Below are 24,671 nucleotides of genomic sequence, written 5' to 3'. Positions count from 1 at the left end.
GGCGCCGCGTAAGGTGAGGACATGCCGGACATCGACGGTGTGACGATCACCAGCCAGGACAAGGTGATCTTTCCAGAGGGCGGGCGGACCAAGCTCGACCTGATCCGCTACTACCAGGCTGTCGCCGACGGTGCCCTGCGTGGCGTCTTCGGACGACCCATGATCCTCAAGCGGTTCGTGCACGGCATCGAGCAGGAGGCCTTCTTCCAGAAGCGCGCTCCCGCCAAGCGTCCCGCCTGGGTCGAGGTCGCCGAGCTGCGCTACCGGTCGGGACGCAGCGCGGAGGAGGTCGTCGTCACCGACGTCCGTCAGCTGCTGTGGGTGGTCAACCTCGGCTGCGTCGACCTCAACCCGCATCCGGTGCGCGCCGCCGATCTGGCCCACCCCGACGAGCTGCGCATCGACCTCGACCCGGTGCCAGGGGTGCCGTGGGGCCAGGTGGTGGAGACCGCGCAGGTGGCTCGTGAGGTGCTCGCCGACCACGGCCTGACGGCCTGGCCCAAGACGTCGGGCTCACGTGGCTTCCACGTCTATGCCCGCATCACCCCCGACTGGCCCTTCGCCCAGGTACGGCAGGCCGCCGAGGCCGTCGCCCGCGAGGTCGAGCGCCGCGCGCCCGACCTGGCCACCAGCAGATGGTGGAAGGAGGAGAGGCAGGGCGTCTTCGTCGACTACAACCAGAACGCCTACGACCGCACCGTCGCCTCGGCCTACTCGGTCAGGCCCGTCCGTGACGCCCGCGTGTCCACGCCGCTGACGTGGGACGAGGTGCCAGGGTGCCGTCCCGAGGAGTTCACGATCGACACCGTGCCCAAGAGGTTCGCCGCGCTCGGCGACCCGTGGGAGGACATGGATCTGCACGCCGGCTCGCTGGCCCCCCTCCTCGAGCTGGCCGAGTCGCAGGGGCCGCCGCCCGAGCGCACCGAGCTGCCGCTGATCGAGATCGCGAGGGCGCAGCACAAGGACGAGGCGCTGGCCGGGCTCGAGCGCTGGAAGGCCCGCCACCAGCCGGTCGTGGAGTTCCTCGAACCCGCCGACGTGCTGGTGGACGGCATGCGCGGCCGCAGCAGCGTATGGTACCGCATCAGGGTCAACCTGCAGCACGTGCCCGCCGACCTGCGTCCCGAGCAGGAGGCGCTGGAGATCGACTACAACCCGTGGCCTGAGGACTGGCGCCCGCCCGGCTAGACCCGCTGCGCGGCGTCGTGCCCGTGGTCCTGGACGTGCTCCTGTTCGAGGTCGCGGTCGAACTCGGCGATGACCGCCGTCACGGGCGTGCACGCCGGCAGCCTGGGAGAGCTGAAGTAGCCGGGCTTGTGCGCCCTCAGCAGCGCCTCGCCGTCGAGCTGCCAGGTGAAGCCGCGCCTGCCGAGCAGGGTGGCGAACAGCCTGCCTGCCCGTTCGGGATCGCGGGCGGCCAGGCGCCTGATCGGCACCGGTGAGACGGAGTCGCCGCGCAGGTAGCGGCTGACCGCGTCGCGGTAGCGGGCCCTGGTCACCAGCGAGGGGTCGGCGAAGGCCTCCTCCACCGCGCCGAAGTCGGTGTAATAGCCGAGCCCGTCGCGCTCGTCGAAGATCAGCGCGACCGTCTCCTCCTGCGCCAGATGGTCGGGGAAGCTCATCGAGGTGAACGCGCCCATCCGGGCGGCGACCTCGGCCCCCTGCATCACGACCAGGTCGGAGCCGAAGTGCTCGCTGAACTGCCGCCGCTGCGCCGCCTGGATCTGCCAGGCCTCGGCCAGCAGGGCGGGGTTGCGGAACACCCTGGACGGGTTCCGCAGCGCGGCCTCGGCCGCGGCCCGCACCAGCTGCCTGCGCGCGTCGGGGGTGTAGACGGCGGGAGTGGCGCTGATCATCCAGTCGTCGAAGGTGACGGGGATGAGCCTGCCGACCATGAACATGCCGGGGTCGAGCGCCTCGAAGGCGTCCTCGCCCAGGTCGGAGTGGGCGGTGTAGGTGAGCTCGTCGATCAGGTTGTGCAGGATGAGCGCGGGGCCCGCGACGGTGCGGACCTCGAAGATGCCCTCGACGACGTCCTTCCAGCCGAGCACCATCGCCCGCTCGGCCTCGTGCAGTTCGGGCCGCTCGGCCAGGAACCTGTCGATCAGCAGGTCGCCGCCCGGCAGACGGTACTCCAGCGCGAAGTGGTCGAGCGCGAGCGCGGAGGTCGCCTCGTCCGTGACCACCCCGTCGGGGAAGAATCGGCTGTACACCAGGCCGAGCTCCCTGGTGAACCTGCCTGACACCGCGAACTCCAGCAGCTCGGGTTTCAGCTCCGCGGCACGCGCGAGTAGATCCATGGGGCGACCTTAGCCGCGCGCCGTACCGGCTTGAGGTGATTTTCGGTAACCGGACGGTCACGCTCGGCCACGTCAGGACGGCTGGCCGATGTCCTCGTTCCACACCTCCGGCCAGCGTTCGATGAAGGCCGCCATGAGCGAGCGGCACTCGGCCGAGTCGGCCACCACGACCTCCACCCCGTGCGCGAGCAGAAGGTCCTCGCGCCCCATGAAGGTGCGGTTCTCGCCGATCACCACCCGGGGGATCTCGTAGAGCAGGATCGCCCCCGTGCACATCGCGCAGGGCGACAGCGTGGTGTACATGGTCGCGCGCCGGTAGACCTGCGCGGGCCTGCGCCCTGCCCGCTCCAGCGCGTCGGTCTCGCCGTGGCGGATGACGCTGCCCTCCTGCACCCTGCGGTTGCGTCCCGCGCCCAGCACCTCGCCGTCGGCCACCAGCGCCGCGCCCACCGGCACCCCGCCCTCGGACAGGCCGAGCCTGGCCTGCTCGACGGCGATCTCCAGGAAGTCCATCAGGCCACCCTAGGCTGCAACCGGCGTGCAAGCCCGTGAGCCTACCTTTGGCGCGTGTCCAGACGCTGGTTGACCGGAGTGGCCGCCGCAGCGGCGGCCGCGACCTTGACGCTCCCCGCCGCCGCGGCCCACGCCGCGGCACCGAAGCCGCCCGCCACCGCCAAGAAGCTGTTCGACGCGTGGCTGCGCGCGGACAGGAGCGCCGCGGCGAAGCTCGCCACGCCCGCCGCGGTGAACGCCCTGTTCGCCTACCCGTTCAGGGCGCCCGACAGGTTCGCAGGATGCGTGGGCGGCGCCTGCCGGTTCACGCACACCAGCGTGCGCGTGCCGGGCGAGCTCAACGGCCTGCTGATGATCGTCTCGGGCGCCAAGGTGACGAAGGTCTATACCTCGCGCCACCTGTCGAAGGCCGCCGTCGCCAAGCATCTGCTCGACGCCTGGCACAAGGGTGACCGCGACCAGGGCAGGGAGGTCGCGAGCGCGGCCGCGGTCAAGACGATCTTCAGGGTGAAGTGGGACCCCAAGGGCGTGCCGTACACCTTCCAGGGCTGCCAGGCGAGCGTCTGTGCCTGGTCCTACGAGGGCGGCGCGATGCTGATGCACGTCAAGGGCTCGAAGGCGCGAGGCTACGAGGTGCGCTCGATCGGCTACGTCGCCGACTGATCCGCGGGCGGGGCCGCCCACCGGTCGGCCCACGCCATCAGCGGGCGCATCGCCTCGACCAGGGCCGCGCCGCTCTCGGTGAGCGTGTAGCGGATCTGGACGGGCGTGGTCGGCGTCACCTCGCGGGCCACCACCCCCGCCTCCTCCAGCTCGCGAAGGCGCTGGGCGAGCAGCCGCTCCGACAGGCCGGGGACGTCGTCGCGCAGCTCGCCGTAGCGCGTGGCGCCCCTGGCGAGCGCCAGCAGGATGACGCCGTTCCACCTGCGCCCGACCAGCTCGATCGCGACCTGGAACTGCGGGCAGTGCCGGCTGAGCGCCTCGGGGAAGGACATCGGGCTCCTCTACTTACCCTTCGTAAGCCACTTATGTATTGTGGGGCTTATGGCTGATTTCCGGCATGACCTGTGGTTCGGCGCGTTCCTGACGCCCGCGGCGAAGGACGCGCACCCGCTCGTGCGCCAGGCCGTGCTCGCGGAGGATCTCGGCCTGGACATCATCGGGGTGCAGGACCATCCCTACCAGCCCTCCTTCCTCGACACCTGGACGCTGCTGTCGGTCCTCGCGGCCAGAACCCAGCACATCAGATTCTTCCCCGACGTGGCCAGTGTGCCCCTCCGTCCGCCCGCCGTGCTGGCCAGGGCCGCCGCCAGCCTCGACATCCTCAGCGGCGGCAGGCTGGAGCTGGGTGTCGGCTCCGGCGCCTTCTGGGACGGCATCGCCGCGATGGGCGGCGAGCGCCGTACGCCGGGGCAGGCGGTGGCCGCGCTCGAGGAGAGCATCGAGGTGCTGCGGGCGCTGTGGACGCCTGGAGAGCCTGTCGCCTTCGACGGCGAGCACTACCGCCTGCGGGGCGCGCTTCCCGGCCCCTTCCCCCCGCACCCGATCGGCGTGTGGATCGGCGCCTACAAGCGGCGCATGCTGGAGCTGACCGGGCGCGCGGGCGACGGCTGGGTGCCCTCCTCCGCCTACGCCGCGCCGTCCGAGCTGGCCGCGATGAGCGCCGTCGTCGACCGCGCCGCCGAGGAGGCGGGGCGCGACCCCGGGCTGATCCGCCGCGTCTACAACGTCAGCGGCCGCTTCTCTGCGCTCGCGGGCAAGGGCTTCCTCCAGGGGCCGCCCTCCCTGTGGGCCGAGCAGCTCACCGAGCTGGCCCACGCGTACGGCATGAGCGTCTTCGTCATGGCGCCGGGCGAGGAGCGCGACCTCAAGATCTTCGCCGAGGAGGTCGCACCCGCCGTCAGGCAGGCGGTGGGCCGTGAGCGGCCGCGGGCCTTCCATCCGGCGGCGCGGGGGCCGCTGGACGAGTCGACCAGGCCCAGGCTGCCCAAGCGTGACCTGGCCGCGCTGCCGGCCGCCCAGCAGGAGCGCGGCCTGCACCTGGTGATGATCCACGACCAGCTGCGCCAGGAGCTGGCGCAGATTCGCGACGCCGTCGAGCAGGTCGCCGCGGGCCGCGGCCAGGTGGCGGCGCTCCGCTCGATGATCAGCCGGCTCACGATGCGGCAGAACTACTGGACCCTCGGCAGCTTCTGCGCCTCCTACTGCAGGATCCTGACCGTGCACCACACGATCGAGGACGAGCGGATGTTCCCCGCGCTCAGGAGCGCGCAGGCGTCGCTCGCGCCGGTCGTCGACCGGCTCCAGGAGGAGCACGAGGTCATCGCGGAGCTGTTGACCGGCCTCGACGCGGCGCTCGTGGCCATGGTCGAGGACGCCGACGCCATCGACGGCGTGCGCGAGCGCCTCGACGTGCTGTCGGAGGCCCTGCTGTCCCACCTCGCCTACGAGGAGGAGGAGCTGGTCGAGCCGATCGCCAGGCTCGACCTCGACATCTGACCCCGGCGCGGAGCCGCCCCGACGGGCCGGGCACGATGAGCGGATGACCTACACCTGTGCCGTCGCGACCCCTCACGCCCTGGCCACGACCGCCGCCGAGGAGGCGGTCGCGAACGGCGGCAACGCGCTCGACGCCGCGCTGGCGGCGGCCACCACGCTGAGCGTCGTCTACCCGCACAACACCTCCGTCGGCGGCGACCTGATCGCGCTCGTGCGCGACCCCGAGGGCCGCATCACCTGCGTCAACGCCAGCGGCCCCGCCCCGGCCAAGGCGGACCGCGCCGCGCTCGCGGCCAGGCACGGCGCCCTGATGCCCGTCACGGGGCCCGACACGATCACGGTGCCGGGCGCCGTCGCGGGATGGGCCGCGCTGCACGAGGCGGGCGCGGCGCTGGAGTGGAGCGCCTGCTTCGAGGCCGCCGTACGGCACGCCGACGCCACCCCGGTCGTCCCCGGACTGGCCGAGGCGATCGCGGAGGCGGCCGAGCTGATCGCCGCCGACCCCGGCATGCGTGAGGTCTTCAGCCCTAACGGCAGGCCGCTGACCGAGAACGACACCCTGCGCCAGCCCGCGCTGGCCGCCACGCTGGCCGACTTGGCCGCCCACGGCCCCTCCACCCTGTACGGCGGGCCGCTCGGCCGTCGCCTCTCGGGCGTGCTCGCCCTGGCCGACCTCGCCGCCTTCGAGGTGGAGCGCACCGCGCCGCTGAGCCGTCCCCTGCGTGGCCACGACGTGCACACCAGCCCGCCCAACACCCACGGCTTCCTGCTCCTGCAGGCCCTCGCCGCCACCGAGCCGCTCCCTCTGGCCTTCCACCGCGGCATCGCCGACAGGAACGCGCACCTGGCCGACCCGCGCTTCGTGCCGGTGGACGTCGACGCCCTCCTCGACCCCGCCCGAGCGCTCACCCCCTCGCCCGAACCGGCCGTCACCGGCAGGGCCACGGGCGACACCGTCGCCGTCGTCGCGGCCGACAGCGAAGGGTGGGCGGTCTCGCTGATCCAGAGCCTGTTCCACAGCTTCGGCTCGGGCGTGCTCGACCCCTCCACCGGCGTCCTGCTGCACAACAGGGGCTCGTTCTTCTCCCTCGACCCCGCCTCGCCCAACGTCATCGCCCCCGGCAAGCGGCCGGCCCACACCCTCATGCCCGTCATGGTCACCAGGCACGGACGGCTGGTCTGGGTCGCGGGCACGATGGGCGGCAAGGCCCAGCCGCAGATCCTCACCCAGGTGCTGCTGCGCCTGCTCGAAGGGGCCGACCCCGCCGCCGCGGTGGCCGCTCCGCGCTTCGTGGTCGGCGGTCTCGAGGTCGGGCAGCGGGAGGACACCGTCAGCGCCGAGGCCGACCACACGGAGCTGGCCGCGCTGGCCGCCTCGGGGGCGCCGACGGTGACCCTTCCGCCTCGCTCGGAGTGGGTGGGACACGCCCAGGTGGTCGCGGCCGACCCCTTCGCCGCGGGCAGCGACCCGCGCAGCGACGGAAGGGCGAGCGTGGTCCACCGGTGACGCACCGGGGCGGGCTAGGAGTCCTGCCACGTCCAGAGCGGCACCTCGCGCAGTGGGTGGAGCTCGTCGTCGGTGGCCGCGCGGGAGTTCTGCTGCGCGACCCTGGAACCGAACTCCAGATGCTCGCGTACGGCCTCGCGGAACGGCTCGTCGCCCGGCATCCCCGCCTCGTCGAAGGAGTCCATGTAGAGCTCCACGAAGCGCTGCCGCTGCTCCTCGGTGATGTCGAGATGCCGGTGCACGCCGATGAGGTGCCGGAAGCCCAGCTCGCGCGTGAAGCGGTCGGGCCCGCCGAAGGACTCGGCCGTGAACCAGGTCAGATGGTCGACGTGGGTCGCCCTGCGCTCGGGGAACAGCGTCTTGAGCAGAGGGTCGGCGAGCACCTTCTCGTAGAAGATCTCCTCGAGCCGGTGCAACGCCTCGTGGCCGCCCGCGTGCGAGTAGAGACTCGTCATGGAACCACCATCACTGCCGTCAGCGCGGCTGTCCAGTGGGGTCACGAGCGCGACAGCCGGTCCGCCGCTCTGATCGGCTCGGGCAGCCTGAAGTCCGGCGACAGTCGCAGCACGTGTGAGCAGGCGTTGTCGAGGCTGACGCGGTGGCCCTGCGAGACGAAGACGGGCTTCACCCCTTCGCGGGTGCGCAGCGCGCGGCCGACCACGTCGCCGTCGAGCAGGATCGGGCTCCACGACCCGCGTGCGGCGGGCGGGTCGTCGTGCCGTCCGACGAAGGCGGTCTTCGCGACGCCGATCGTCGGCAGCCCCGTCAGCACCCCGAGGTGGCAGGCCAGGCCGAAGCGGCGGGGGTGGGCCAGGCCGTACCCGTCGCAGACCAGCAGGTCGGGCGGCACGCTCAGCCTCTCCATGGCGGCCAGCAGCGGCGGCAGCTCCCTGAAGGCGAACAGGCCGGGCACGTAGGGGAAGCCGGCGCGCTGACGGACGGCCACCTGGTCGACGATCTCCAGCGTGCCGGACCTCAGCACGACCACGGCCCCCGTCACCTCGTCGTCGCCGCCGTAGCCGACGTCGAGCCCGGCCACGAACTCCACCCGCTCGGGCCCCGGATCGTCCAGGTCGACCAGCGGGCGCAGCCGCTCCTGCTCGGCCTCTGCCTCCTCGATGGACATCACACCTCTATCCAACAGGACGGGCCGCGCTCAGGTGACCGGCACGATCCGCGCCTCCACGAGCGCGCCCCGCTCGATGGTGAGCAGCCCCACCGTCCCGTGCGGCTGGCGGCGGCGGTCGGTGGGCGAGCCGGGGTTGAACAGCCGCACGCCCTCGGCCTGCTCGTCCATCGGGATGTGGGAGTGCCCGAAGACCACCAGCTCGGCCCAGGGGAAGCGGTGGCGCATCCTGACGCCCCTGCCCGCCAAGGGTCCGCTGTCGTGGATCATCGCCACGCGCAGCCCGTCCAGCTCCAGCTGGAGAGTCTCCGGCGCCACCACGTCGGGCCCGTCGTTGTTGCCCTTGACGACGTGTACGGGCGCGAAGGCCGCCAGCTCGTCCAGTACGGAGGGCACGCACACGTCCCCCGCGTGCAGGATCAGGTCGGCCCCGCGCAGGTGCGCGGCCACCCTCGGCGGGCACGACCGCCACCGGCGCGGCGCGTGCGTGTCGGACAGGACGGTGACGCGCATCGAAGCCCTCAGGGCGTCGGGGAAGGGCTCGCCGACGGAGCGACGCTGGAGAACTGTCCCACCCGCTCCTTCACCGGCACCTGCACCCGCACGTCACCCGCCCCGCTGAAGGTGAACGTCATCGGGACCGAGCTCTGAGTACTCAGCCCCGAGACGGTGGCGATCGGCTTGTCCACGCCGACGGGCTGGTTCGGCGGCAGCTCGACGGGGGCCGCCAGCTGTACGGACCCGCCCTGGACGGTGATCCGCTCGAGCCTGTCAGCCGCTGCGCGGTTGCTGATCAGCACCGCGTACAGGGGCAGCTCGGCGGGGGCCTGCTGGCCAGGCGCGCCGCCGACCAGGTAGGCGTTGCGCAGATGCAGGCCGTGCACGCTGGCGTTGGCCCCCTCGTTCTGCGGGTGATGGAACCTGGTCACGTCGTCGTAGTCGTTGCTCACCCCCGTACACGCGCCGGTGGCGAGGGCGAGGCACAGCACGGTGGTCGTGATGGCGCGCAGCGTCTGCACGGCAGACCTCCATTCACGCGGGGCCGGACCACCCGCGCTACCCGGGCACGGCCACATGTAACCAGCGTTTCGCCAGGTCGGGGCGGTGTCAGCCGGGATCGGCGAGCCTGAAGGGGACACCCGCCTATCCGGACAGCCACATCATCTGCAAAGGTAGGACATCGACAGACAGACCATCAGGGGTGAGAGAGATGACGGTTGGCTCCCGGCACCAGCGTGCCGCGGATGTACCTCCCCCTTGGCCCGGTGATCGCTACGAGGTGCTGTGTCAGCGCCTGGCGCCGTTCAGCGGCACCAGGGACCAGTACCACTTCGCGCAGTACGCGATGGAGTCGGCGAGGGCGCTGGAGAACGCGGGGCTCGCGACGCGGGTCGCGGTCGTCAGGCTGGCCGACGACACCGTCATCTACGACCCTGTCGGGGGAGTGGAGCTACCGCAGGACCAGTGGTGAGCGCCCGCGGCGTCGCCAGGGGAGCCTGACGCCACTGACGGCGAACCCGCCGTAAGGAGGCTTCCTCTTCATCGGCTCGACGCGAGCCGCCCGGACCTCCTCGCAAGAACCGGGACCTTGTCGGGAAAAGGGGAAGAGGTGGGGCCATGAAGCTCCATCACCACACGGATCACGCCGACGGCGCCGGTCCCATCCTCCGACCGAGGCTGTACGAGATGGTGTCCGAGATCGGCTTCGCGGGACGGCGCCGCCTGGTCTCCATCCGGCTGGTCGCCCTGTCGGGAGCCCGCCGCGGCGATCACGTCCTGGACGTCGGATGCGGCACCGGCTACCTGACCAGGCTGCTGGCCAGGAGGGTCGGTCCCGAGGGGCACGTCACGGGCCTGGATGTCGCCCAGCCCATGATCGAGCACGCCAGGGCCCGCGCCCCCGGCACGTGCGCGTACGTACTGGGGGAGGCGCAGGCGCTGCCGTTCCCCGACGCCCGCTTCGACGTCCTCGTCTCCTGCCTCGCCGTCCACCACCTGCCGGCCGCGGCGCGCGGCACCGCCCTGCGGGAGATGTTCAGGGTGCTGAGGCCCGGAGGACGGCTGCTGATCGTCGAGTTGAGACCACCGGCCAACCGGCTCGCGGCCCGCCTCGCCGGCGTGGTGGCCGGGCACGCCCTACGGCCGAGCATGCCCGACCTGCTCGCCGAACTCGTCCCCGCGGCGGGCTTCCGCGTCGAGGGGACGGGAGAGCTGCGCCCCCTGCTCCACTACGTCCGGGCGGTCCGCTGAGGACCTCGTCGCCAGGGTGGACGACGCCCTGTCCATCTCCGTCCCGCTCGACCTGCCGGGCGACGGGAAGGTGGCTCCGCCGGCGGGATCGCGGCACCGAGGAGAGGAGGCGTAGACGCAGACGATCCGGCTCTGGCGCGGTTCGCCGGCGCAGCGCGTCCACGGCCAGGACACTCGGCGGAGGCGGCAGATCGGATCATCCGGTCGATCTGTCTCTCCAGCCGGAGTGCCCCGGCGGTCCCCCTCCCAGGAAGGTCGCCGTCCGTTCCCCAGTCAATCCCGGGCGCGCCCGCGCGGAAACCGGTGAAAGCAGAAAAGCCCATCAGGCGGGCTCATCACCGGAGCCGACGGCCGTCGGCTCCTCTCGCGCCGGCGGCCGCTCGCCGGCCGCCAGCCAGCCCAGCCTGCGGACCAGCCGTCTGGCGCTGTCGATGACGGCGGCGACCTGAGCGGACGGCTCGCCGGCGCGCCAGAGCAGCGACCACGGAAAGCGCGTCGCGGGTTCGACCAGCGGCCGCCACACGGTGCCCGGCCGGCTCGAGCTGCGGAAGGAGGAAGGGACGCAGAGCACGCAGCGGTGCTGCAGGACGAGGTCGGCCGCCGCGCGGGTGCTCTGGACGGTCCCCTCGTAGACCGTGGGCGTGAATCCGGCGGCGCGGCACAGCTCGATGACGAACTGGTTGAGCTCGGGTGTCTGGGTGTCCTCGCCGAGCAGGAGGGGTTCGTCGGCCAGGCGGGCCACGCTCACGCCGTCCGTCTCGGCGAAGGGATGGTCGTCGGGGACCAGCACGCCGAGCGGATCGAGGCGGATCAGCTCGGAGGTGACGTGGGGCGGGGTCTGGGAGGCTCTTCCGATCCCGATGTCCAGGCGGCCGTCGGCCAGCTGGCGGTACTGGTCGGGCGTGCTGGCCTCCACCTGATGGATCGTCAGGCCGGGATGGCGCCGCTGGACGTCGCGCAGGATCTGCGGCATGGAGTCGTAGCCGGCGTCGATGATGCCGACCCGCAGCGCGGGAGAGGAGACGGAGGCGCTGCGCGCGGCGTGCGCGGCTCTGGCGACATGGTCGAGAATCTGGCGGGCCTCGACGAGCAGGGCGGCGCCCGAGGGGGTGAGCTCGACGTGGTGGGTGCTGCGGTTCAGCAGGCGCACGCCCAGCTCGCGCTCGAGCCGCTGGATCTGCTGGCTCAGGGCCGACTGCACGATGTGCTCGCGCGCCGAGGCCCGGCCGAAATGGAGCTCCTCGGCCAATGTCACGAAGTAGCGGAGCTGGCGTAACTCCATGTTCGCTACCCCTCTCCAGCCGGGCAGCGCCGATGTGGATTGCCTTCCCTCACTGTAGGTCGTATCGGGAGAGTGCTCTCACACGATTCTTTCGTGCACGTAGCACCATCGCCAGGCCAGTTCGGATTCGAGAGCCGCGACCACCGGATGGTCGGTCTCGTGGTAGTGCGCCCGTGCGTGGCAGCCGGGCGAGTCGTCGGAGCAGGCCACCCACCCACAGGTCAGGCAGGCCACCAGCCGCGTCCAGGCCCAGCCGAGTGCCAGGCACTCCCTGCATTCGGGCAGTCCACGCCGCACGGCGGAGAGCCGGTCGAGGTGATCGCAGCGCGGCGCCCGGCCGTTCTGGCCGGCGCGGGCGGTGACGTTCGCGTCTGCCGCGTCCAGGGTCATCGCGGCCCCCTCACCATGACAGCGACGCGAGCTGCGTCCCTGATCACCGCTCAGTCAACGCGATGGGCGGGGAGAGGGAAACAGCCGATCCCAGCAAGCCCCATCACCTGGGGCGATGGGCGGGGGATCGGAGGACCAGCCGCGGCTGGGAGCTCTCGTGCCAGCGGGTGAGCAGGAGCAGGCGCTCCACCTGGGGCGGCGCCGACCACAGGGTCATCACGTGCCCGTCGTCGAGCAGGGCGGCGGCGGTGATCAGGGCGCGCAGCCCTCCGACGTCGATGAAGGCCAGGCCCTTCAGATCGATGGCGATGTCGCCGGGGCCGAGCGACGTCAGCGCCCGCCTCAGGGCGGGCAGGGTGATGTGGTCGAGGTCGCCCTCGATCCTGAGTCCCTGCGGTTCGCCCAGGCGGGTGATCCGCAGGTTCCCGCGGCCGGGCACGTCGGCGTCGAGGACGGAGGCGTGAGGAGGGCGAGCGTCGTCCGTGAGGTCCATGCCGACTCCTCCAGGAGCACGCCGGGCAGGTGACCACGACGACCAGGCAGCGCGTGGAGGCTGTCGGCCTGATCATGGCGGTGACCTGATCGTGCAACAGCGCCGCTCCCGCGGCAACAGCCACTAACAGATGAGCTCATCTCTGGAGCGGCCAACCGCGCTGGAGGGGACGGCTCCCTGTGCGGAAGCCGTCTCCTCCGGTCGGGTCAGCGCGCTCGCGTGTAGCGGATGCGCGGCGCCGCAGGTGTGGTCATGCCCGCCCCGATGAAGAAGCCGGGGTGCGGCGGCTGGTTGTAGCCGATGTTCTGCCAGGCCACCCCGAGCCGGTAGACCGGGTCGTGCATCAGCGTGCGCAGCCGCACGTCGGTCAGATCGACCGTGGTGTGGATGCGCAGCGCTGAGCTGTCCTGGGTGCGCCAGACGATCTCCTCCCGCCAGTCTCCGTACAGGTCCGCCTGGAGGGCGGGGGTGCCCTTGGTGGAGTTGTTCGAGGCGGTGCCCTCCACCTTGAGCAGCGGTTTCGGCGTGCCGCTCGTCCAGTCCCACTTGCTGATCGTGCCGACGCCCACGCCCCTGGCCGGGTCGTAGTCGTGGTCGACGATCTCGCGCAGCGGGTCGCCGTCCCACCAGGCGAGGAAGTTCGCCGGCGGGATGGCCTGCCCGATCAGCTCACCCGCCGAGGAGCGCAGCTCGCCCTCGCGGGCGTTCCACTCGCCTGTCGTGGTGACCGCCCAGCCCTCCGCGCCCGGATGACGAGGGTCGATGTCGCCGGCGGCGGCGCGGCCGGTGTCCCTCGTGGCGGGCATCCCCCACAGCACCTGGCCCGTGGCCGCGTCCCTGAAGGTCGCGCCGCGACCGCCGCTGCTGCCCATGTCCTCGTGCGCGGCGAACGCCTCGAGTCCCGGCCTGCCCGGATCGAGGTCGCTGACGTGGAGGGCGTCGCCGTGGCCGAGGCGGGTGCTGTAGAGGCCCTCGCCGTCGTCGTCGACCGTCATGGAGCCGAAGACGATCTCGTCCTTCTGGTCGCCGTCCACGTCGGCCACGGACAGGTTGTGGTTGCCCTGGCCCGCCCACTGCGGACCCGCCGCGGCCGAGTCGAACACCCAGCGCCGCTTCAGCTTCTCGCCGTCGAAGTCGAAGGCGGCCAGGACGCTCCTGGTGTAGTAGCCGCGGGTGAAGACGGCGGAGGGGCGCTCGCCGTCCAGGTAGGCGACGGCGGCGAGGAAGCGGTCGACCCTGTTGCCGTAGCCGTCGCCCCATGAGGCCACGTCACCGCGGGCGGGGACGTAGTCGATCGTGTCGACGGCCCTGCCCGTCGCGCCCTCGAAGGCCGTGAGGTACTCGGGGCCCGACAGCACGTAGCCGCTGGAGTTGCGGTGGTCCTTGCCGGGGTTGCCGACGGCCTTGCCCGAGGCGTCGACCGTGCCGTCGGCGGTCTTCATGAGCACCTCGGCCCTGCCGTCGCCGTCCAGGTCGTAGACCACGAGTTGGGTGTAGTGGGCGCCCGCGCGGATGTTCCTGCCGAGCGAGACGCGCCACAGCCTCCTGCCTTCGAGGGTGTAGGCGTCGACGTACACCAGGCCCGTGTAGCCGGACTGCGAGTTGTCCTTGGCGTTGGTCGGGTTCCAGACCAGGACCACCTCGTGGCGGCCGTCCCCGTCGAGGTCGCCGACGGAGGCGTCGCCCGCGGTGTAGGAGTGAGGCTGGCCGTCCTTGGTGTAGTCGTCGGCGGGCTTGTCCAGCGGGAGGTCCCTGTACTGCGCGCTCCACACGCCGAACTCGGCGGCGGAGTCGCCGTCCCCCGCCGTCACCCGGTAGCGCGAGCGCGCACTGCCCTGCGGGTCGAGGACGTTGGTGGCGCCCCTGACCCTGCTGATCTTCCTGCCGTCGCGCCAGACGTCGAAGACCTGGTCGTCCTCGTCCAGCCCGAGCAGCCGCCAGCCGATGTAGACACCGGCTCCGGTCGCCACGGCGACCGGAGCCCGGTCCAGGCGCTCCATCTGCCGCTTCAGCCTGGTGACCGCCCGCGAGGCGACGACCGCCGACCGCTCGGACACGCCGCCCCTGTTCACCGCCGCGACCTGGTAGTGGAAGGGGATCGTCGTCAGCACGCCGTCGTCGTCGAAGGAGGCCCGCTCGGTCGTCCCGATCCCGGTGTAGGGGCCCGCCTCCTTCTCCGCCCGGTAGACCCGGTACAGCAGCGCGTCAGGCACCGCTCGCCAGCGCAGCGCCACGCTGTTCTTGGCGATCCTGCCCGTCCGCAGCCCCTGCGGCGTGCCGGGCGGCGGCGTCGTGCCGTCCACGGTCGCGACGCTCGCCGTCGCGGAGGGCACGGACTCCTCGCCTGTCGGGTCGAGCGCGGTCACCGTGTAGGTGTAGACGCCGCCGATCCGCGCGGTGGCGTCGGTGTGGGAGGCGTCCCGCACCTTCTTCAGCAGGGTGGGGGAGGCGTCGCCCTCCTCGGCCCTGTACACGTTGTAGGCGGCCGCGCCGTCGACCTCCTGCCAGGTCAGCGGGACGCTGGCGGAGGTCGCCTCGAAGGTGACGGCTCCGGCCGCCAACGCGGTGGGCGCGGTCAGGACCGGCGTGATCTCCAGGCCGTTGAGATGGCCCGTCGCGCCGGTGATCACCACGTTCAGCTGGCCGTCGGTGACCTTCACACCGGTGACGGCCCTGGTCGTGACGTTCCTGTTGGCAGAGAGCGCGACGGCCGTGCCTCCCTCGGCCGAGACGTTGGTGCGCGCCGAGCCCAGCAGGTCGCCGACGTGCACGTTCAGCCCGTACAGCCCGTTGGGCAGGTCCACCTTGAACTCGTAGCGGCCGTTGAAGTAGGCGAGGAAGTCCCTGCCCAGGTCGTCAAGGCCCGCGCCCCTGTCCCTGTCGATCATTCCGGTGGCGTCGGTGAGACCGTGGCCGAGCTCGGCCGTGTAGAGGGTGGCGCGGGTGACCTGCGTGTACCCGGCAGCGACCGGCGAGGCGGCAGGGCCGAAGTCGTAGCGGTACTTCGCCTGACGCGTGGTGACCGTCACGGGGTCGGACGGCTCGGAGTCGCCGCGTCCGTTCACGGCCACCACGCGGAAGTCGTAGGAGCGGCCCTCGGCCAGGCCCGAGAGCGCGGCCTGGGGGATCGTCGCCGTCGTGGCGAGCGTCCAGGCGCCGTCGGTCCCCTTACGGAAGACCTGGTAGATGTCGGCGGTCACCACGGCGTCCCACTTCAGCACGGCGCCGGAGTTGGAGATGCCGCCCGCGACCAGGCCGGTCGGCTTGGCGGGTACGGCGGCGGGCGGCTCGACCTCCTTCACCAGGGCGGACAGCGGCAGCCCGAGGCCCTTGACCGCGCCGGCGACCAGGCGCGCCATCTGGATGGCGCCGTACTCCTGGAAGTGCGTGTTGTCGGCCGAGCCGTTCGGCCACGCGGTGTACACCCCCGCGGGGGTGTACAGGAACACCGACCTGGCCGCCTCAGGCCCGATGGAGTCGAGGTAGGCACGGCTGAGCGCCGACAGGTCGACCAGGGCGACGTTCTCCTCGGCGGCGAGCTCCTTCATCTTCGCCACGTACTCGGGGAAGGAGACGTTGAACGCGCCGGTCACCGGGTTGTGGTCCAGCCGGGAGACGGGCGTCACCAGGATCGGCGTCGCGCCGCGCTGCCGCGCGCCGTTGACGTAGACCCGCAGGTACTCCTTGTAGTCGGCGGGAGAGGCGTACCGGTCGGGGACGCTGACGGTCGCGTCGTTGTGGCCGAACTGCACCAGGAAGTAGTCGCCAGGCCTGATCTGGCGCAGGATCGTGTCCAGCCTGCCCTGGGTGATGAAGTTCCTGGAACTCCGGCCGCCGATGGCGTGGTTGTCGAATCCGACGCCGGTGCCGAAGAAGCGCTCGACCATCTGGCCCCAGCCCGCCTCGGGCGCCCAGTAGGGGTCGTAGGTCTGGACGGTGGAGTCACCGGCGAGGTAGGCGGTCGGGATGGTGCCCGGGCCGCGTTCGGCCTGGCGGGTCACGACCAGTGCGTTGATCTTCGGTGCGGCGCCGGAGAAGACCAGGTCGAGCCTGCCGTCCACCAGGGCGATGCCGAACGACATCTCCAGGTACTCGCCCGCCGCCTTGGCCGTCGCCTGGACCTTCTCCATGGACTCGGCGGCGATCGCGATGGTGGTCGCCTCGGTCGCGTCGCCCGCGACGAGCGAGACCGTGTAGTCGCCGTTGGGCAGGTCCACGCTGAAGGTGGCGCCGGTGGCGGTCACGAAGTCGGAGCGCAGCGCGTCGCCGGTGCCCCGGTCGGTGGAGGACAGCCCCGAGGGGTCGGCGAAGCCGTAGCCCTGCGCGCTGCTGTAGGCGGTCGTGTCGGTGACGCGCGTGTAACCGGCCTGTTCGGCGCTGCCCGCGGTGCCGAAGTCGAAGGAGTAGGCGGACGGCGCGGCGGCCGCCCGCAACGGTGTTAGCGTTAACAACAATAGGGCGAGAGCGGTGGTCACTGCCCGGATTCGGCGCATTGGGGGGGTCCCGTTCTTTAAAACGATTTAGCAGATCCTCCGGCTTGATCACAACCCTGTCAAGGGGCGGTGAGGCGCCCGTCGCGCAGACGCAGCTCCGCGACCCCGACCGCGCTGGTCCGCTCGCCCGTCGGGGTGAAGTAGTAGAGGAGGGCGCGGTCGTCGCGGACGAGCACGTCGGCGTGGTGGCCGCGCGGATCGTCGCGCAGGATCGTCCCCGGCTGCCTGGCCCAGGTCAGCGCGTCGTCTGAGCGGTAGACGGCCAGGCCGTCCCAGACGTCGACGACCATCCAGTAGCAGCCGCGCCACCTGAAGACGTTGGGGCCCTCGCCCGGCTGGTCGCCGACGGCCTGACCGCGGTCGGCCCACGAGCGCAGATCGGGGCTGTCGGCGAAGAAGGTCTGCTTGCCCGAGGGCTCGTCGTTGTACCAGAGCCGCCACGTGCCGTCCTCGAGCCGGTGGACGCAGGCGTCGAGCACCCTGGAGCTGGACAGCTCCAGCCTCCGGGGCTCGCGCCAGTGGCGCAGGTCGTCGCTGACCAGGTGGACGATCGAGCGGTCGGCCTCCCAGTCGGTGAAGACGCCCGGCACCACGGTCAGGAACATGTGGCCCAGCCCCTCGTGCACGATCACCTCCGGCGCCCAGAGCGTCGGCTCGGGCACGTCGATCACCGCGTGGCCCAGGTGATCCCAGGCGAACCCGTCGGCGGAGGTGGCGATGCCGACGGGGGTGCCGTGCACCCATGACACCCCTGGCAGGCCGGGGACGTTGGCCCGGCGGCTGGTGTAGAACATCCACCACGCCCTGACCCGCGGGTTCCATACGACGGTGGGATCGGTGGGGCCCTCGTGGACCGGATCGACATATCTCATGCCGATGATTAAAACGTGAAAACGCCGGGAGGTTTACGATCGGCCCATGAACGTCGTCCTCGCAGGGGCACATGGGTTCGGCCGCTGGCACCTGCAGAACATCCGCCGTCTCGGCCTGCGGCTCGCGGGCGTGTGCGACCTGGTCCCTCTCGAGGACGCCGACGGCGATCTCGACGGCGTGCCGCAGTCGAGCGACCTCGACTGGCTGCTGCGCCGTACCGGAGCGGAGGTCACGATCATCGCCACCCCGATCCACACCCACGCGGACCTCGCCCGCACCGCTCTGGCGCGCGGCTCCCACGTCCTGCTGGAGAAGCCGCCGGTGCGCACGGTCGAGGAGTTCGAGAGCCTCTCCGACGCGGTCGCCGAGAGCGGCCTGACCTGTCAGGTCGCCTTCCAGAGCCTCGGCTCGCACGCGGTGAGCGCCGTCGCCCGCCTCGTCGCCGACGGCGCCGTCGGCCAGGTCAGGGGCATCAGCGTGACGGGAACCTGGTCGCGCGAGCCCGGCTACTACGAGCGGGCCGCGTGGGCGGGGCGGCGTGAGGCGGGCGACGGAGCGCTCACGAACCCGTTCGCGCACGGCATCGCGACCGCGCTGTGCCTGGCGGGCTCCGAGCGGCTGGGCGAGGTGGCCGAGGTCGAGGCCGAGCTGTTCCGCGCCCACCCCATCGACGCCGACGACACCTCCAGCCTGCGGGTCCGCACCACGGGTGGCACGGTCATCACGGTCGCGGTGACACTCTGCGCCGAGCGTGAGTCCGACCCGTACGTCAGGGTCCACGGCGACAGGGGCCGGATCACGCTGTGGTACACCCGCGACGAGGTGCGCGTGGGTGAGGGCCCTGTCGTCTCCTACGGTCGCGACGACCTGCTGGAAAACCTCGTCTCGGGCGGGCAGCCGCTCGTGCCGCTCGCCCGCACCGGCGCCTTCACCCAGGTGATGGCCGCGATCCTGACCGATCGCGACCCGCTGCCCATCCCCTCCGTGCTGGTCGGTGAGCGTCGCGTCGTGCAGGGGGTCGACGAGCTGGTGGCCTCGAGCGCCGACAGGCTGGCCCTGTTCTCGGAGATCGGCCCGCCGTGGGAGGCCAGGTAGCCCGGCGCGGTCAGCCGTGCTCGGCGAGGGCGGCGTCGATCATGGCGCGGATCCGCTCACGCCCCTCGCCGCCGAGCGCCCCGCCGAGCGCCTGTGCCAGCTTGTCGAAGGGATCGTCGTACGGCAGTCGCTCCAACTCCGCGGCGAGTTCCTCGACCGTCCACAGTCCCTCCTTTTCCACGTGCGGGCCCGGTGACCAGCCCTTGTTGACCAACACGTTGCCGCCTCTGACGGTCAGCACCTGCCCGGTGAGCGGGCAGCCCGCCGCGGCGAGATAGGCCGCCACCGGCGCACTGGCGGCGGGGTGGAACGGGTCGAACGCGCCTGGCGCCGGCCTCTGGCTCATGCCGGGGACCTCCATCGTCAGCCGGGTGCGCGCCATGGAGGGGGACAGGCAGTTGACCCGGACGCCGTAGCCGCCCAGTTCGAGCGCGTGGACGGTGGTCATGGCCGCGATGCCCGCCTTGGCTGCGGCGTACGAGGTGTGCAGCGGCAGCGGGTTGAGCAGGCCCGAGCCCGAGGCGGTGTTGACGAGGGAGCGGTCGACGCGGACACCGAGGTCGTACTGCTCACGCCAGTGGCGGGCGGCGAACCTGCTGACGGCGAAGCTGCCCTTCAGATGGACCGCGATGACCGCGTCGAACTCCTCCTCCGAGGTGGCGACCAGGCTGCGCACCCGTTCGATGCCCGCGTTGTTGACCACGACGTGCAGGTCGCCGAAGGTCTCCACCGCCGTGGCGACCATGCGCTCCGCGCCGTGCCAGTCGGTGACGTCGTCGAGGTTGGCGACGGCCTGCCCGCCCGCGGCGACGATCTCCTCGACCACGGAGTGGGCGACCGCGCCGTCTCCGCCCGTCCCGTCGATCTCCACGCCCGGGTCGTTGACCACGACCTTCGCGCCCTCCTTCGCGAAGAACAGCGCTTCTTCTCTGCCGATCCCACGCCCGGCTCCGGTGATGAGGGCGACACGCCCTTCGAGAGTTCCCATGCCTCTATGACTACACTCAATGTATTAATGCAGTCAATGTAGCTATTCACGTGATGCAGTAACCTGCTTCTCGTGAGTCAGGACATGGGACTGCGCGAACGCAAGAAGCGGCGCACGCGCGAGGCGTTGATCACCGCGGCCATGGGGCTGTTCAGGAGCCAGGGCTACGAGCAGACCACCGTCGCGCAGATCGCCGCCGCCGCCGAGGTGTCGGTCAGGACCTTCTTCCTCCACTTCCCCGCCAAGGAGGACCTGGTCATGGCCGAGGTCTCCGAACGGATGGCGCTCGGCGTGCGCGTCTTCGAGCAGCCGCTGCCCGGCGAACACCTCACGGACCTGCTGCTGCGCGCGGTCAACCAGATGATCACCCACACAGGTGACACCGACCTGGTCAGCGGCGTCGCCTACAGCCGCGTCCAGCTCATCGTGTCGGTGCCCGACCTGCAGGCGCGGATGCTGCGACGTCTCGCGGAGGCGCAGGCGCTGATCGCCGACGCCCTGCGCAGGGTCTATCCCGAGGCGCTCGACCCCGTCGCGGCCGCGGCGGTGGTCGGCTCCGTCGTGGGCGCCGTGACCGCGGCCGCGGCGGTGAGCGTGAGCCGGGAGGACCCGCCCGAACGCGTGGTGGCCGCCATGCGGCGCGCCGCCGGCCTGGCCGTCGGCGACTTCCGCGCCTTGACCGGTCAGTAGGCGACGGTGACCGTCTGCCGCACCGCCTCCGGCCGGCCGACCAGCGCGAGCATGAGGTGCGCGGCGTCGGCGCGGGAGATGCGGAAGGCGCCCCTGAGGTTGCGACCGTACGCGGTCCGCGTGGACACCCCCACCCCGCTGATGACCACCAGGCGGCGTCCGCCTGCCGCCTCCATCGCCTCGACGACGGCCCTGGTGCCGGTCGAGACGATGCCGTGCTCGGCCCTGCCCTGCGGGCCCAGGCAGGACAGCACCGCATCGGCCCCGTCGAGCGCGGACTTGAGCGCCACGGGCTCGGGCGCGCGCATGTCCATGACGACGGTCTGCACGGGCGTGGTGAGCTTGCCGGGGTTCCTGACGACCGCGGTGACGTCGTGGCCCGCCGCGACGGCCTGCTCGAGGACGTGCCGGCCGACTCTGCCGGTCGCCCCGAAGATCGTGAGCTTCGTTTCCTGCGGGATGTGGACTGTCATGTGATCTCGCCCTCCTGATCGCTTGCACCCTGAGAGCGACACCGCGCCGCAAGTGTGACATCCCCTCCCGGTGCGGACGGGCTCCTCAGTGCCGCAGCTCCAGCGGGACGTCCCCTCGGAGCCAGCCCGCGAGCCGGTCGCGTTCGACGAGGATCAGCTTCGCCGCGCTCGCCTCGGCCATGGCGTGCCGGGTCAGGCGGCCCGAGGTGACCAGGACGCCGGTGTGCCCCGCGAAGGTGTGGGCGAGCGCGCCGAGGAAGTTGCGCACCTCGGGGGAGCCCACCGTCCCCGCGTAGCGCTTGCACTGGAAGGCGAACCGCCGTCCGTCGGGGCCGACGGCCGTGACGTCCACCCCCATGTCGCCGGCCCGGCCCAGCTCCCTGACGTGGCGGAAGCCGTCCCTGCGCAGCAGTTCGGCGGTCAGCGTCTCGAAGTCGGAACCCGACAGCTCGTCGACACGGGCCAGCTCCAGATGGTCGGCGAACCACTGCCGCTGCCGCTGGGCGACCCTGCGGGCACGGATCAGGGGGAAGGCGACGGCGGCGACCGCCGCCACGAGCCCGGCCGCCGCGAACAGCGGCCAGTGCTCGCCGACGAAGCCGAACAGCGCTCTGGCCCCCACCACGGCGGCGACCGCTCCGCCACCCCACAGGACGAGATCGATCTCCCGCCCCTTCCGCTGACGCCTCCTGCCCTTCCGGCGTGCCATCGTGTCCGGCTCCCCTCTCCCCGAAGGCTGTTGATGGGAGTGTGAGCCAGGGGTCCGACAAAATCGGGCGGAGAGACTACGCGGGGCGGTCGCCCATGGCGGGCTCCTCGATTCGGGAACGAAGGCGTCCGACGATAGATCGCCCGGCTGGTGGGGGCGATCGGTTTTCTCGCGGAAAGACGAAACGCGGGCCAGAGCGTGTCTGACCCGCGTTAGCGGATGGTGGACGATACTGGGATTGAACCAGTGACCTCTTCCGTGTCAGGGAAGCGCTCTCCCGCTGAGCTAATCGTCCGTATTGAGTTGGTAAAACTCAGAGCGGAAGACGGGATTCGAACCCGCGACCCTCACCTTGGCAAGGTGATGCTCTACCACTGAGCCACTTCCGCATGGCGCTCACACTACTTTAGCGGATCCTGAAGGTTCCGCGTCACGCACCGAGGTGGAGACGGGATTTGAACCCGTGTAGACGGCTTTGCAGGCCGCTGCCTCGCCTCTCGGCCACTCCACCAGGAGATCGTCTCCGAGCGGAAGACGGGATTCGAACCCGCGACCCTCACCTTGGCAAGGTGATGCTCTACCACTGAGCCACTTCCGCGTGCGTTCCGGCGAGGTGCTCACCGGCCACGGGAAAACAATATCGCCTCTCGGGAGTGCGTGTGCGCATGGAAGGCGCGATTCTCAGGAGATCACCCGGACGTCGTCGGCCCTGACGAACATGACCCTGTGCCCCAGCTGGATCTGGTGGTAGCGCAGCTTCCCCCGCACCGTGACGTGCTTGGCCGGGTTGTAGGAGCCCGCCGCCAGATAGGAGCCCTTCAGCGTCTGGGCGAGGGAGTAGTACTGGCCCTTGCGCAGGGTGTAGGGCAGCGGGGCGTGCTCCTGGTAGCGCACGCCCGAGGGGTAGGCCGACCTCTCGGGGTAGGCCCTGCCGTACACCTTGACCTTGTCCTTGATGGGCGTGACCAGCGGACCGTTCGCGCGGACCGCGGTGGGGCTGGAGGGCGGGTTCTGGAACCACGCCTTCTGGCCGAGGTACCAGATGGCCGTCCACTCGCCGCTGGTGCCCGCGAGGGCGTAGCGCTGTCCGGCGGTGGCGCGGGCGCTGTGGTCGTAGACGCTGAAGGTGGAGCCGGCACCGGGGCGCTTGCCCGCGTCGTCGACCAGGGCCGCGTCGGAGCGGGGCTCGGTGTGCAGCCAGACGCTGGCGGCCCCCTGCGGCTTGCAGAGCTTGGCGGAGGTCTTGCTCACGCAGCCGGTGAAGGTGGGCTGGTGGTTCGCGTAGTCGGGATTGATGATCACCGACGTGCCCTCGCCTTCTCCCTCGCCCTCGCCCCCACCCTCGCCGTCGCCCTGGATGGGAGCGTCCATGAGGGCGAAGAAGCGCGCCCAGTCCCAGTAGGGCCCCGGGTCCTCGTGCATGCCGGGCACGGTCTTGGCGGTGGTGCCCGGCACGTTGTCGTGGCCGATGACGTGCGCCCTGTCCAGCGGCACGCCGTACTTGTCGGCCAGGTAGCGCACCAGGTCGGCCGAGGAGCGGTACATCGCCTCGGTGTACCAGGTGCCGCCCTTGGCCAGGTAGCCCTCGTGCTCGATGCCGATCGAGCGGGAGTTGACGTCCCAGTTGCCGGCGTGCCAGGCCACGTCGTTGGTGCGGACGTGCTGGGCGACGTGGCCGTCGCGCGAGCGGATCGTGTAGTGCCAGCTCACGTACTTGGGGTTCTTGACCAGCGTGGGGATGCCGCGGAAGGTGCCCTCGGTGTCGTGGATGACGATGTAGTCGACGCGCCGCTTGGACCCGAGCCTGTCGTGGTTGCCGTAGTCGCCCTTGCCGGTGCGTTCGTAGGCTGCGGGCATCCACTCGCAGGCCAGCTCGGAGGGGCACTCGGCCGCCGTGGACCTGCCCGTCCTGAAGGAGGGCACCGGGGTGGCGGGCAGGCGCACGAGCGAGCCGTCGTCGGTCCTGCGTCCCGCGCCCTCGCGCAGCACCTCGAACACCTCGTTGGCGAAGCCGGCGTTGGCGTAGCGGGTGAGGGCGCCGTGCCAGGCGACGGGGTTGGAGCTGAGCGGGGCGCCGAGCCTGCGCTGCTCGTCGGCCAGGAGCGCGGCGCCGCCCCTGAGGTTGGCGGCCCTGTCGCGCCGCAGCACGTCGGGCGGCAGCCCGGTCAGGCGCGCCGCCCGCTGCAGCGTCTGCTCGGCGGGCCGCGCGGGCGGCAGGGGAGCGGTCATGCGCATCGGCCGCGCGCCGTCACCTCGCGGGTCGCCGACATGGTGATGGCCGCCTTTCGGTACGGCGGCCGCGTCCACCAGGTGCATCGGGCCGTAGCCGCCCGACACGCTCGGCCGGCCGCCGTGGGAGTCCCATCGCGACTCCAGGTAGGAGACACCCAGAAGCACGCTCTCAGGAACGCCGTACTCCGCGGCCGCGGCTCGGGCGTCGTCCTGCAGACCCCCCGCGGCACTGGCGGCGAGAACCGCGGCGGCCCAGAGCAGCATGACATCCCCCTACGTAGCGATATCAGTTAGCTACGTAGAGTAGTGCCGTCCTGGTCCGATCCTCCCGATTGAAGCTGCGTTTCGGCCGGAATCGACGGCCTCCCCGGCGGATTCGGCAGGATCGCTCGGGGCGTGTCGCGGCGAAGACGACTAATCCTGCCCGATTTCGGGCAGGATGTTGGCGTGACTGATGATCCCTGCGTAGTGTCCTCCTCTGTGTCCACGGCCCGGCCTCAACACGAGGACCTCATCGCGCACCTGACCAGGACGAGTCCGCTCGGTCCTGGAGAGGCCGCGCGTGTGGTGGCGGAGGTGCTGTCGTACTACTCCGAGACCGTCGAGGAGTTCGTACGGCGACGCCACGGGGAGCTGAAGTCCCGTGGCCTCACCAACGACGAGATCTTCCCGAGAATCGCGGCCGAGCTGCCGGCGCGCCGCATGGCGCCCCCGGAGTTGTCCCTGCGGCAACTCCGCCGGATCGTCTACGGATGACA

Annotated in this window: 25 protein-coding genes and 4 tRNA genes; 9 read left to right on the top strand and 20 right to left on the bottom strand. The window is 71.4% G+C overall.

The features are described from left to right. The first annotated feature begins 21 nt into the window (after nt 1–21). Entirely contained in the window at nt 22–1,188 is a 1,167-nt protein-coding gene (gene ligD / locus ABFX55_RS22920; RefSeq protein WP_346124078.1) for a non-homologous end-joining DNA ligase, read from the top strand. Here ligD and ABFX55_RS22915 read toward each other — a convergent pair. Together ABFX55_RS22915 and ABFX55_RS22910 are read right to left on the bottom strand one after the other, a co-directional pair. Next, nucleotides 1,185–2,300, bottom strand: coding sequence for a hypothetical protein (locus tag ABFX55_RS22915; protein ID WP_346124076.1), 1,116 nt, complete (start codon nt 2,298–2,300; stop codon nt 1,185–1,187). The genes ligD and ABFX55_RS22915 overlap by 4 nt on opposite strands. A gap of 72 nt (nt 2,301–2,372) precedes the next feature. Continuing rightward, on the bottom strand, nt 2,373–2,813 hold the full coding sequence (locus ABFX55_RS22910; protein ID WP_346124075.1) for a nucleoside deaminase: 441 nt from the start codon (nt 2,811–2,813) through the stop codon (nt 2,373–2,375). Nucleotides 2,814–2,867: 54 nt separating this feature from the next. Here ABFX55_RS22910 and ABFX55_RS22905 point away from each other — a divergent pair, with 54 nt between their 5' ends. Continuing rightward, nucleotides 2,868–3,476 carry a hypothetical protein gene (locus ABFX55_RS22905; RefSeq protein ID WP_346124073.1) on the top strand — a complete coding sequence of 203 codons (609 nt, stop codon included), beginning with the start codon at nt 2,868–2,870 and terminating at the stop codon, nt 3,474–3,476. Here the strand turns inward: ABFX55_RS22905 and ABFX55_RS22900 are convergent. Then, entirely contained in the window at nt 3,461–3,808 is a 348-nt protein-coding gene (locus ABFX55_RS22900; RefSeq protein ID WP_346124071.1) for a winged helix-turn-helix transcriptional regulator, read from the bottom strand. The genes ABFX55_RS22905 and ABFX55_RS22900 overlap by 16 nt on opposite strands. A 49-nt stretch (nt 3,809–3,857) precedes the next feature. Here ABFX55_RS22900 and ABFX55_RS22895 point away from each other — a divergent pair, with 49 nt between their 5' ends. Both ABFX55_RS22895 and ABFX55_RS22890 read left to right on the top strand, forming a co-directional pair. Then, nucleotides 3,858–5,312, top strand: a complete 1,455-nt coding sequence (locus tag ABFX55_RS22895; protein ID WP_346124070.1) for an LLM class flavin-dependent oxidoreductase — start codon at nt 3,858–3,860, stop codon at nt 5,310–5,312. A gap of 43 nt (nt 5,313–5,355) precedes the next feature. Further along, entirely contained in the window at nt 5,356–6,819 is a 1,464-nt protein-coding gene (locus ABFX55_RS22890) for a gamma-glutamyltransferase (RefSeq protein ID WP_346124068.1), read from the top strand. Between the two features lie 14 nt (nt 6,820–6,833). Here ABFX55_RS22890 and ABFX55_RS22885 read toward each other — a convergent pair whose 3' ends face one another. Genes ABFX55_RS22885 through ABFX55_RS22870 form a run of 4 tightly spaced genes read right to left on the bottom strand, consistent with a single transcriptional unit; the run spans nt 6,834 to nt 8,964 of the window. Next, on the bottom strand, nt 6,834–7,274 hold the full coding sequence (locus ABFX55_RS22885) for a group II truncated hemoglobin (protein ID WP_346124066.1): 441 nt from the start codon (nt 7,272–7,274) through the stop codon (nt 6,834–6,836). A 41-nt stretch (nt 7,275–7,315) separates the two neighbouring features. Next, complete coding sequence (gene nfi / locus ABFX55_RS22880) at nt 7,316–7,945, bottom strand: deoxyribonuclease V (protein WP_346124065.1); 630 nt, start codon at nt 7,943–7,945, stop codon at nt 7,316–7,318. Between the two features lie 30 nt (nt 7,946–7,975). Continuing rightward, on the bottom strand, nt 7,976–8,458 hold the full coding sequence (locus tag ABFX55_RS22875) for a metallophosphoesterase family protein (RefSeq protein WP_183645705.1): 483 nt from the start codon (nt 8,456–8,458) through the stop codon (nt 7,976–7,978). Nucleotides 8,459–8,466: 8 nt separating this feature from the next. Further along, on the bottom strand, nt 8,467–8,964 hold the full coding sequence (locus tag ABFX55_RS22870; protein ID WP_346124063.1) for a copper chaperone PCu(A)C: 498 nt from the start codon (nt 8,962–8,964) through the stop codon (nt 8,467–8,469). 260 nt (nt 8,965–9,224) lie between these two features. Here ABFX55_RS22870 and ABFX55_RS22865 point away from each other — a divergent pair, with 260 nt between their 5' ends. Then, the gene (locus ABFX55_RS22865) at nt 9,225–9,416 is read left to right on the top strand and encodes a hypothetical protein (RefSeq protein ID WP_346124061.1); all 192 of its coding nucleotides are present in this window, start codon (nt 9,225–9,227) and stop codon (nt 9,414–9,416) included. 146 nt (nt 9,417–9,562) lie between these two features. Then, entirely contained in the window at nt 9,563–10,195 is a 633-nt protein-coding gene (locus ABFX55_RS22860) for a methyltransferase domain-containing protein (RefSeq protein WP_346124060.1), read from the top strand. 322 nt (nt 10,196–10,517) lie between these two features. On the opposite strand, the gene ABFX55_RS22855 is transcribed toward ABFX55_RS22860, so the two are convergent. From ABFX55_RS22855 to ABFX55_RS22835, 5 genes are all read right to left on the bottom strand, one after another. Next, nucleotides 10,518–11,477: a LysR family transcriptional regulator gene (locus ABFX55_RS22855; protein ID WP_346124058.1), complete on the bottom strand. Its 960-nt coding sequence runs from the start codon at nt 11,475–11,477 to the stop codon at nt 10,518–10,520. Between the two features lie 78 nt (nt 11,478–11,555). After that, a complete protein-coding gene (locus ABFX55_RS22850; RefSeq protein WP_346124056.1) occupies nt 11,556–11,867 on the bottom strand; it encodes a UBP-type zinc finger domain-containing protein in 312 nt (103 codons plus the stop codon). A 103-nt stretch (nt 11,868–11,970) separates the two neighbouring features. After that, nucleotides 11,971–12,360, bottom strand: a complete 390-nt coding sequence (locus tag ABFX55_RS22845) for an STAS domain-containing protein (protein ID WP_346124055.1) — start codon at nt 12,358–12,360, stop codon at nt 11,971–11,973. A 206-nt stretch (nt 12,361–12,566) separates the two neighbouring features. Beyond that, entirely contained in the window at nt 12,567–16,793 is a 4,227-nt protein-coding gene (locus tag ABFX55_RS22840) for a rhamnogalacturonan lyase family protein (protein WP_346124053.1), read from the bottom strand. A gap of 119 nt (nt 16,794–16,912) precedes the next feature. Then, nucleotides 16,913–17,725, bottom strand: coding sequence for a glycoside hydrolase family protein (locus ABFX55_RS22835; protein WP_346124051.1), 813 nt, complete (start codon nt 17,723–17,725; stop codon nt 16,913–16,915). Nucleotides 17,726–17,771: 46 nt separating this feature from the next. On the opposite strand from ABFX55_RS22835, the gene ABFX55_RS22830 reads away from it, so the two are divergent. Then, a complete protein-coding gene (locus tag ABFX55_RS22830) occupies nt 17,772–18,821 on the top strand; it encodes a Gfo/Idh/MocA family protein (protein WP_346124049.1) in 1,050 nt (349 codons plus the stop codon). Nucleotides 18,822–18,831: 10 nt separating this feature from the next. Here the strand turns inward: ABFX55_RS22830 and ABFX55_RS22825 are convergent, their stop codons facing one another. Then, nucleotides 18,832–19,809, bottom strand: coding sequence for an SDR family NAD(P)-dependent oxidoreductase (locus tag ABFX55_RS22825; protein ID WP_346124047.1), 978 nt, complete (start codon nt 19,807–19,809; stop codon nt 18,832–18,834). Between the two features lie 72 nt (nt 19,810–19,881). Here ABFX55_RS22825 and ABFX55_RS22820 point away from each other — a divergent pair, with 72 nt between their 5' ends. Beyond that, nucleotides 19,882–20,499 (top strand): TetR/AcrR family transcriptional regulator, encoded by a 618-nt coding sequence (locus ABFX55_RS22820; protein ID WP_346124045.1) that lies wholly within the window; start codon nt 19,882–19,884, stop codon nt 20,497–20,499. Here the strand turns inward: ABFX55_RS22820 and ABFX55_RS22815 are convergent. From ABFX55_RS22815 to ABFX55_RS22785, 7 genes are all read right to left on the bottom strand, one after another. Further along, nucleotides 20,493–20,972: an NAD(P)-dependent oxidoreductase gene (locus ABFX55_RS22815; protein ID WP_346124043.1), complete on the bottom strand. Its 480-nt coding sequence runs from the start codon at nt 20,970–20,972 to the stop codon at nt 20,493–20,495. The two genes, ABFX55_RS22820 and ABFX55_RS22815, sit on opposite strands and share 7 nt — an antisense overlap. Before the next feature lie 85 nt (nt 20,973–21,057). Continuing rightward, nucleotides 21,058–21,681, bottom strand: coding sequence for a restriction endonuclease (locus tag ABFX55_RS22810; protein ID WP_346124041.1), 624 nt, complete (start codon nt 21,679–21,681; stop codon nt 21,058–21,060). A gap of 220 nt (nt 21,682–21,901) precedes the next feature. Next, nucleotides 21,902–21,976, bottom strand: a tRNA-Val gene (locus ABFX55_RS22805). Between the two features lie 22 nt (nt 21,977–21,998). Next, nucleotides 21,999–22,070: transfer RNA gene (locus ABFX55_RS22800), tRNA-Gly, on the bottom strand. A gap of 51 nt (nt 22,071–22,121) precedes the next feature. Further along, nucleotides 22,122–22,192: transfer RNA gene (locus tag ABFX55_RS22795), tRNA-Cys, on the bottom strand. A gap of 15 nt (nt 22,193–22,207) precedes the next feature. Next, a tRNA-Gly gene (locus ABFX55_RS22790) sits at nt 22,208–22,279 on the bottom strand. Nucleotides 22,280–22,362: 83 nt separating this feature from the next. Continuing rightward, a complete protein-coding gene (locus ABFX55_RS22785; RefSeq protein WP_346124039.1) occupies nt 22,363–24,177 on the bottom strand; it encodes an N-acetylmuramoyl-L-alanine amidase in 1,815 nt (604 codons plus the stop codon). A gap of 216 nt (nt 24,178–24,393) precedes the next feature. On the opposite strand from ABFX55_RS22785, the gene ABFX55_RS22780 reads away from it, so the two are divergent. After that, nucleotides 24,394–24,669: a hypothetical protein gene (locus ABFX55_RS22780; protein ID WP_183645693.1), complete on the top strand. Its 276-nt coding sequence runs from the start codon at nt 24,394–24,396 to the stop codon at nt 24,667–24,669. The last annotated feature ends 2 nt before the right edge of the window (nt 24,670–24,671 follow it).

The organism is Nonomuraea roseola (genome assembly GCF_039535395.1).
GTDB lineage: Bacteria > Actinomycetota > Actinomycetes > Streptosporangiales > Streptosporangiaceae > Nonomuraea > Nonomuraea roseola.
The sequence above is the reverse complement of the archived record's forward strand: the minus strand, read 5'-3'. Positions and strand labels throughout refer to the sequence as shown.

What these genes read in the sequence shown, in the direction of transcription:
- ABFX55_RS22910 (WP_346124075.1), bottom strand. Translation starts at nt 2,813, where the DNA reads ATGGACTTCCTGGAGATCGCCGTCGAGCAGGCCAGGCTCGGCCTGTCC.
- ABFX55_RS22845 (WP_346124055.1), bottom strand. Translation starts at nt 12,360, where the DNA reads ATGGACCTCACGGACGACGCTCGCCCTCCTCACGCCTCCGTCCTCGAC.
- ABFX55_RS22815 (WP_346124043.1), bottom strand. Translation starts at nt 20,972, where the DNA reads ATGACAGTCCACATCCCGCAGGAAACGAAGCTCACGATCTTCGGGGCG.
- ABFX55_RS22835 (WP_346124051.1), bottom strand. Translation starts at nt 17,725, where the DNA reads ATGAGATATGTCGATCCGGTCCACGAGGGCCCCACCGATCCCACCGTC.
- nfi (WP_346124065.1), bottom strand. Translation starts at nt 7,945, where the DNA reads ATGTCCATCGAGGAGGCAGAGGCCGAGCAGGAGCGGCTGCGCCCGCTG.
- ABFX55_RS22860 (WP_346124060.1), top strand. Translation starts at nt 9,563, where the DNA reads ATGAAGCTCCATCACCACACGGATCACGCCGACGGCGCCGGTCCCATC.
- ABFX55_RS22875 (WP_183645705.1), bottom strand. Translation starts at nt 8,458, where the DNA reads ATGCGCGTCACCGTCCTGTCCGACACGCACGCGCCGCGCCGGTGGCGG.
- ABFX55_RS22895 (WP_346124070.1), top strand. Translation starts at nt 3,858, where the DNA reads ATGGCTGATTTCCGGCATGACCTGTGGTTCGGCGCGTTCCTGACGCCC.
- ABFX55_RS22785 (WP_346124039.1), bottom strand. Translation starts at nt 24,177, where the DNA reads ATGCTGCTCTGGGCCGCCGCGGTTCTCGCCGCCAGTGCCGCGGGGGGT.
- ABFX55_RS22830 (WP_346124049.1), top strand. Translation starts at nt 17,772, where the DNA reads ATGAACGTCGTCCTCGCAGGGGCACATGGGTTCGGCCGCTGGCACCTG.
- ABFX55_RS22810 (WP_346124041.1), bottom strand. Translation starts at nt 21,681, where the DNA reads ATGGCACGCCGGAAGGGCAGGAGGCGTCAGCGGAAGGGGCGGGAGATC.
- ABFX55_RS22890 (WP_346124068.1), top strand. Translation starts at nt 5,356, where the DNA reads ATGACCTACACCTGTGCCGTCGCGACCCCTCACGCCCTGGCCACGACC.
- ABFX55_RS22825 (WP_346124047.1), bottom strand. Translation starts at nt 19,809, where the DNA reads ATGGGAACTCTCGAAGGGCGTGTCGCCCTCATCACCGGAGCCGGGCGT.
- ABFX55_RS22900 (WP_346124071.1), bottom strand. Translation starts at nt 3,808, where the DNA reads ATGTCCTTCCCCGAGGCGCTCAGCCGGCACTGCCCGCAGTTCCAGGTC.
- ABFX55_RS22850 (WP_346124056.1), bottom strand. Translation starts at nt 11,867, where the DNA reads ATGACCCTGGACGCGGCAGACGCGAACGTCACCGCCCGCGCCGGCCAG.
- ABFX55_RS22855 (WP_346124058.1), bottom strand. Translation starts at nt 11,477, where the DNA reads ATGGAGTTACGCCAGCTCCGCTACTTCGTGACATTGGCCGAGGAGCTC.
- ABFX55_RS22915 (WP_346124076.1), bottom strand. Translation starts at nt 2,300, where the DNA reads ATGGATCTACTCGCGCGTGCCGCGGAGCTGAAACCCGAGCTGCTGGAG.
- ligD (WP_346124078.1), top strand. Translation starts at nt 22, where the DNA reads ATGCCGGACATCGACGGTGTGACGATCACCAGCCAGGACAAGGTGATC.
- ABFX55_RS22885 (WP_346124066.1), bottom strand. Translation starts at nt 7,274, where the DNA reads ATGACGAGTCTCTACTCGCACGCGGGCGGCCACGAGGCGTTGCACCGG.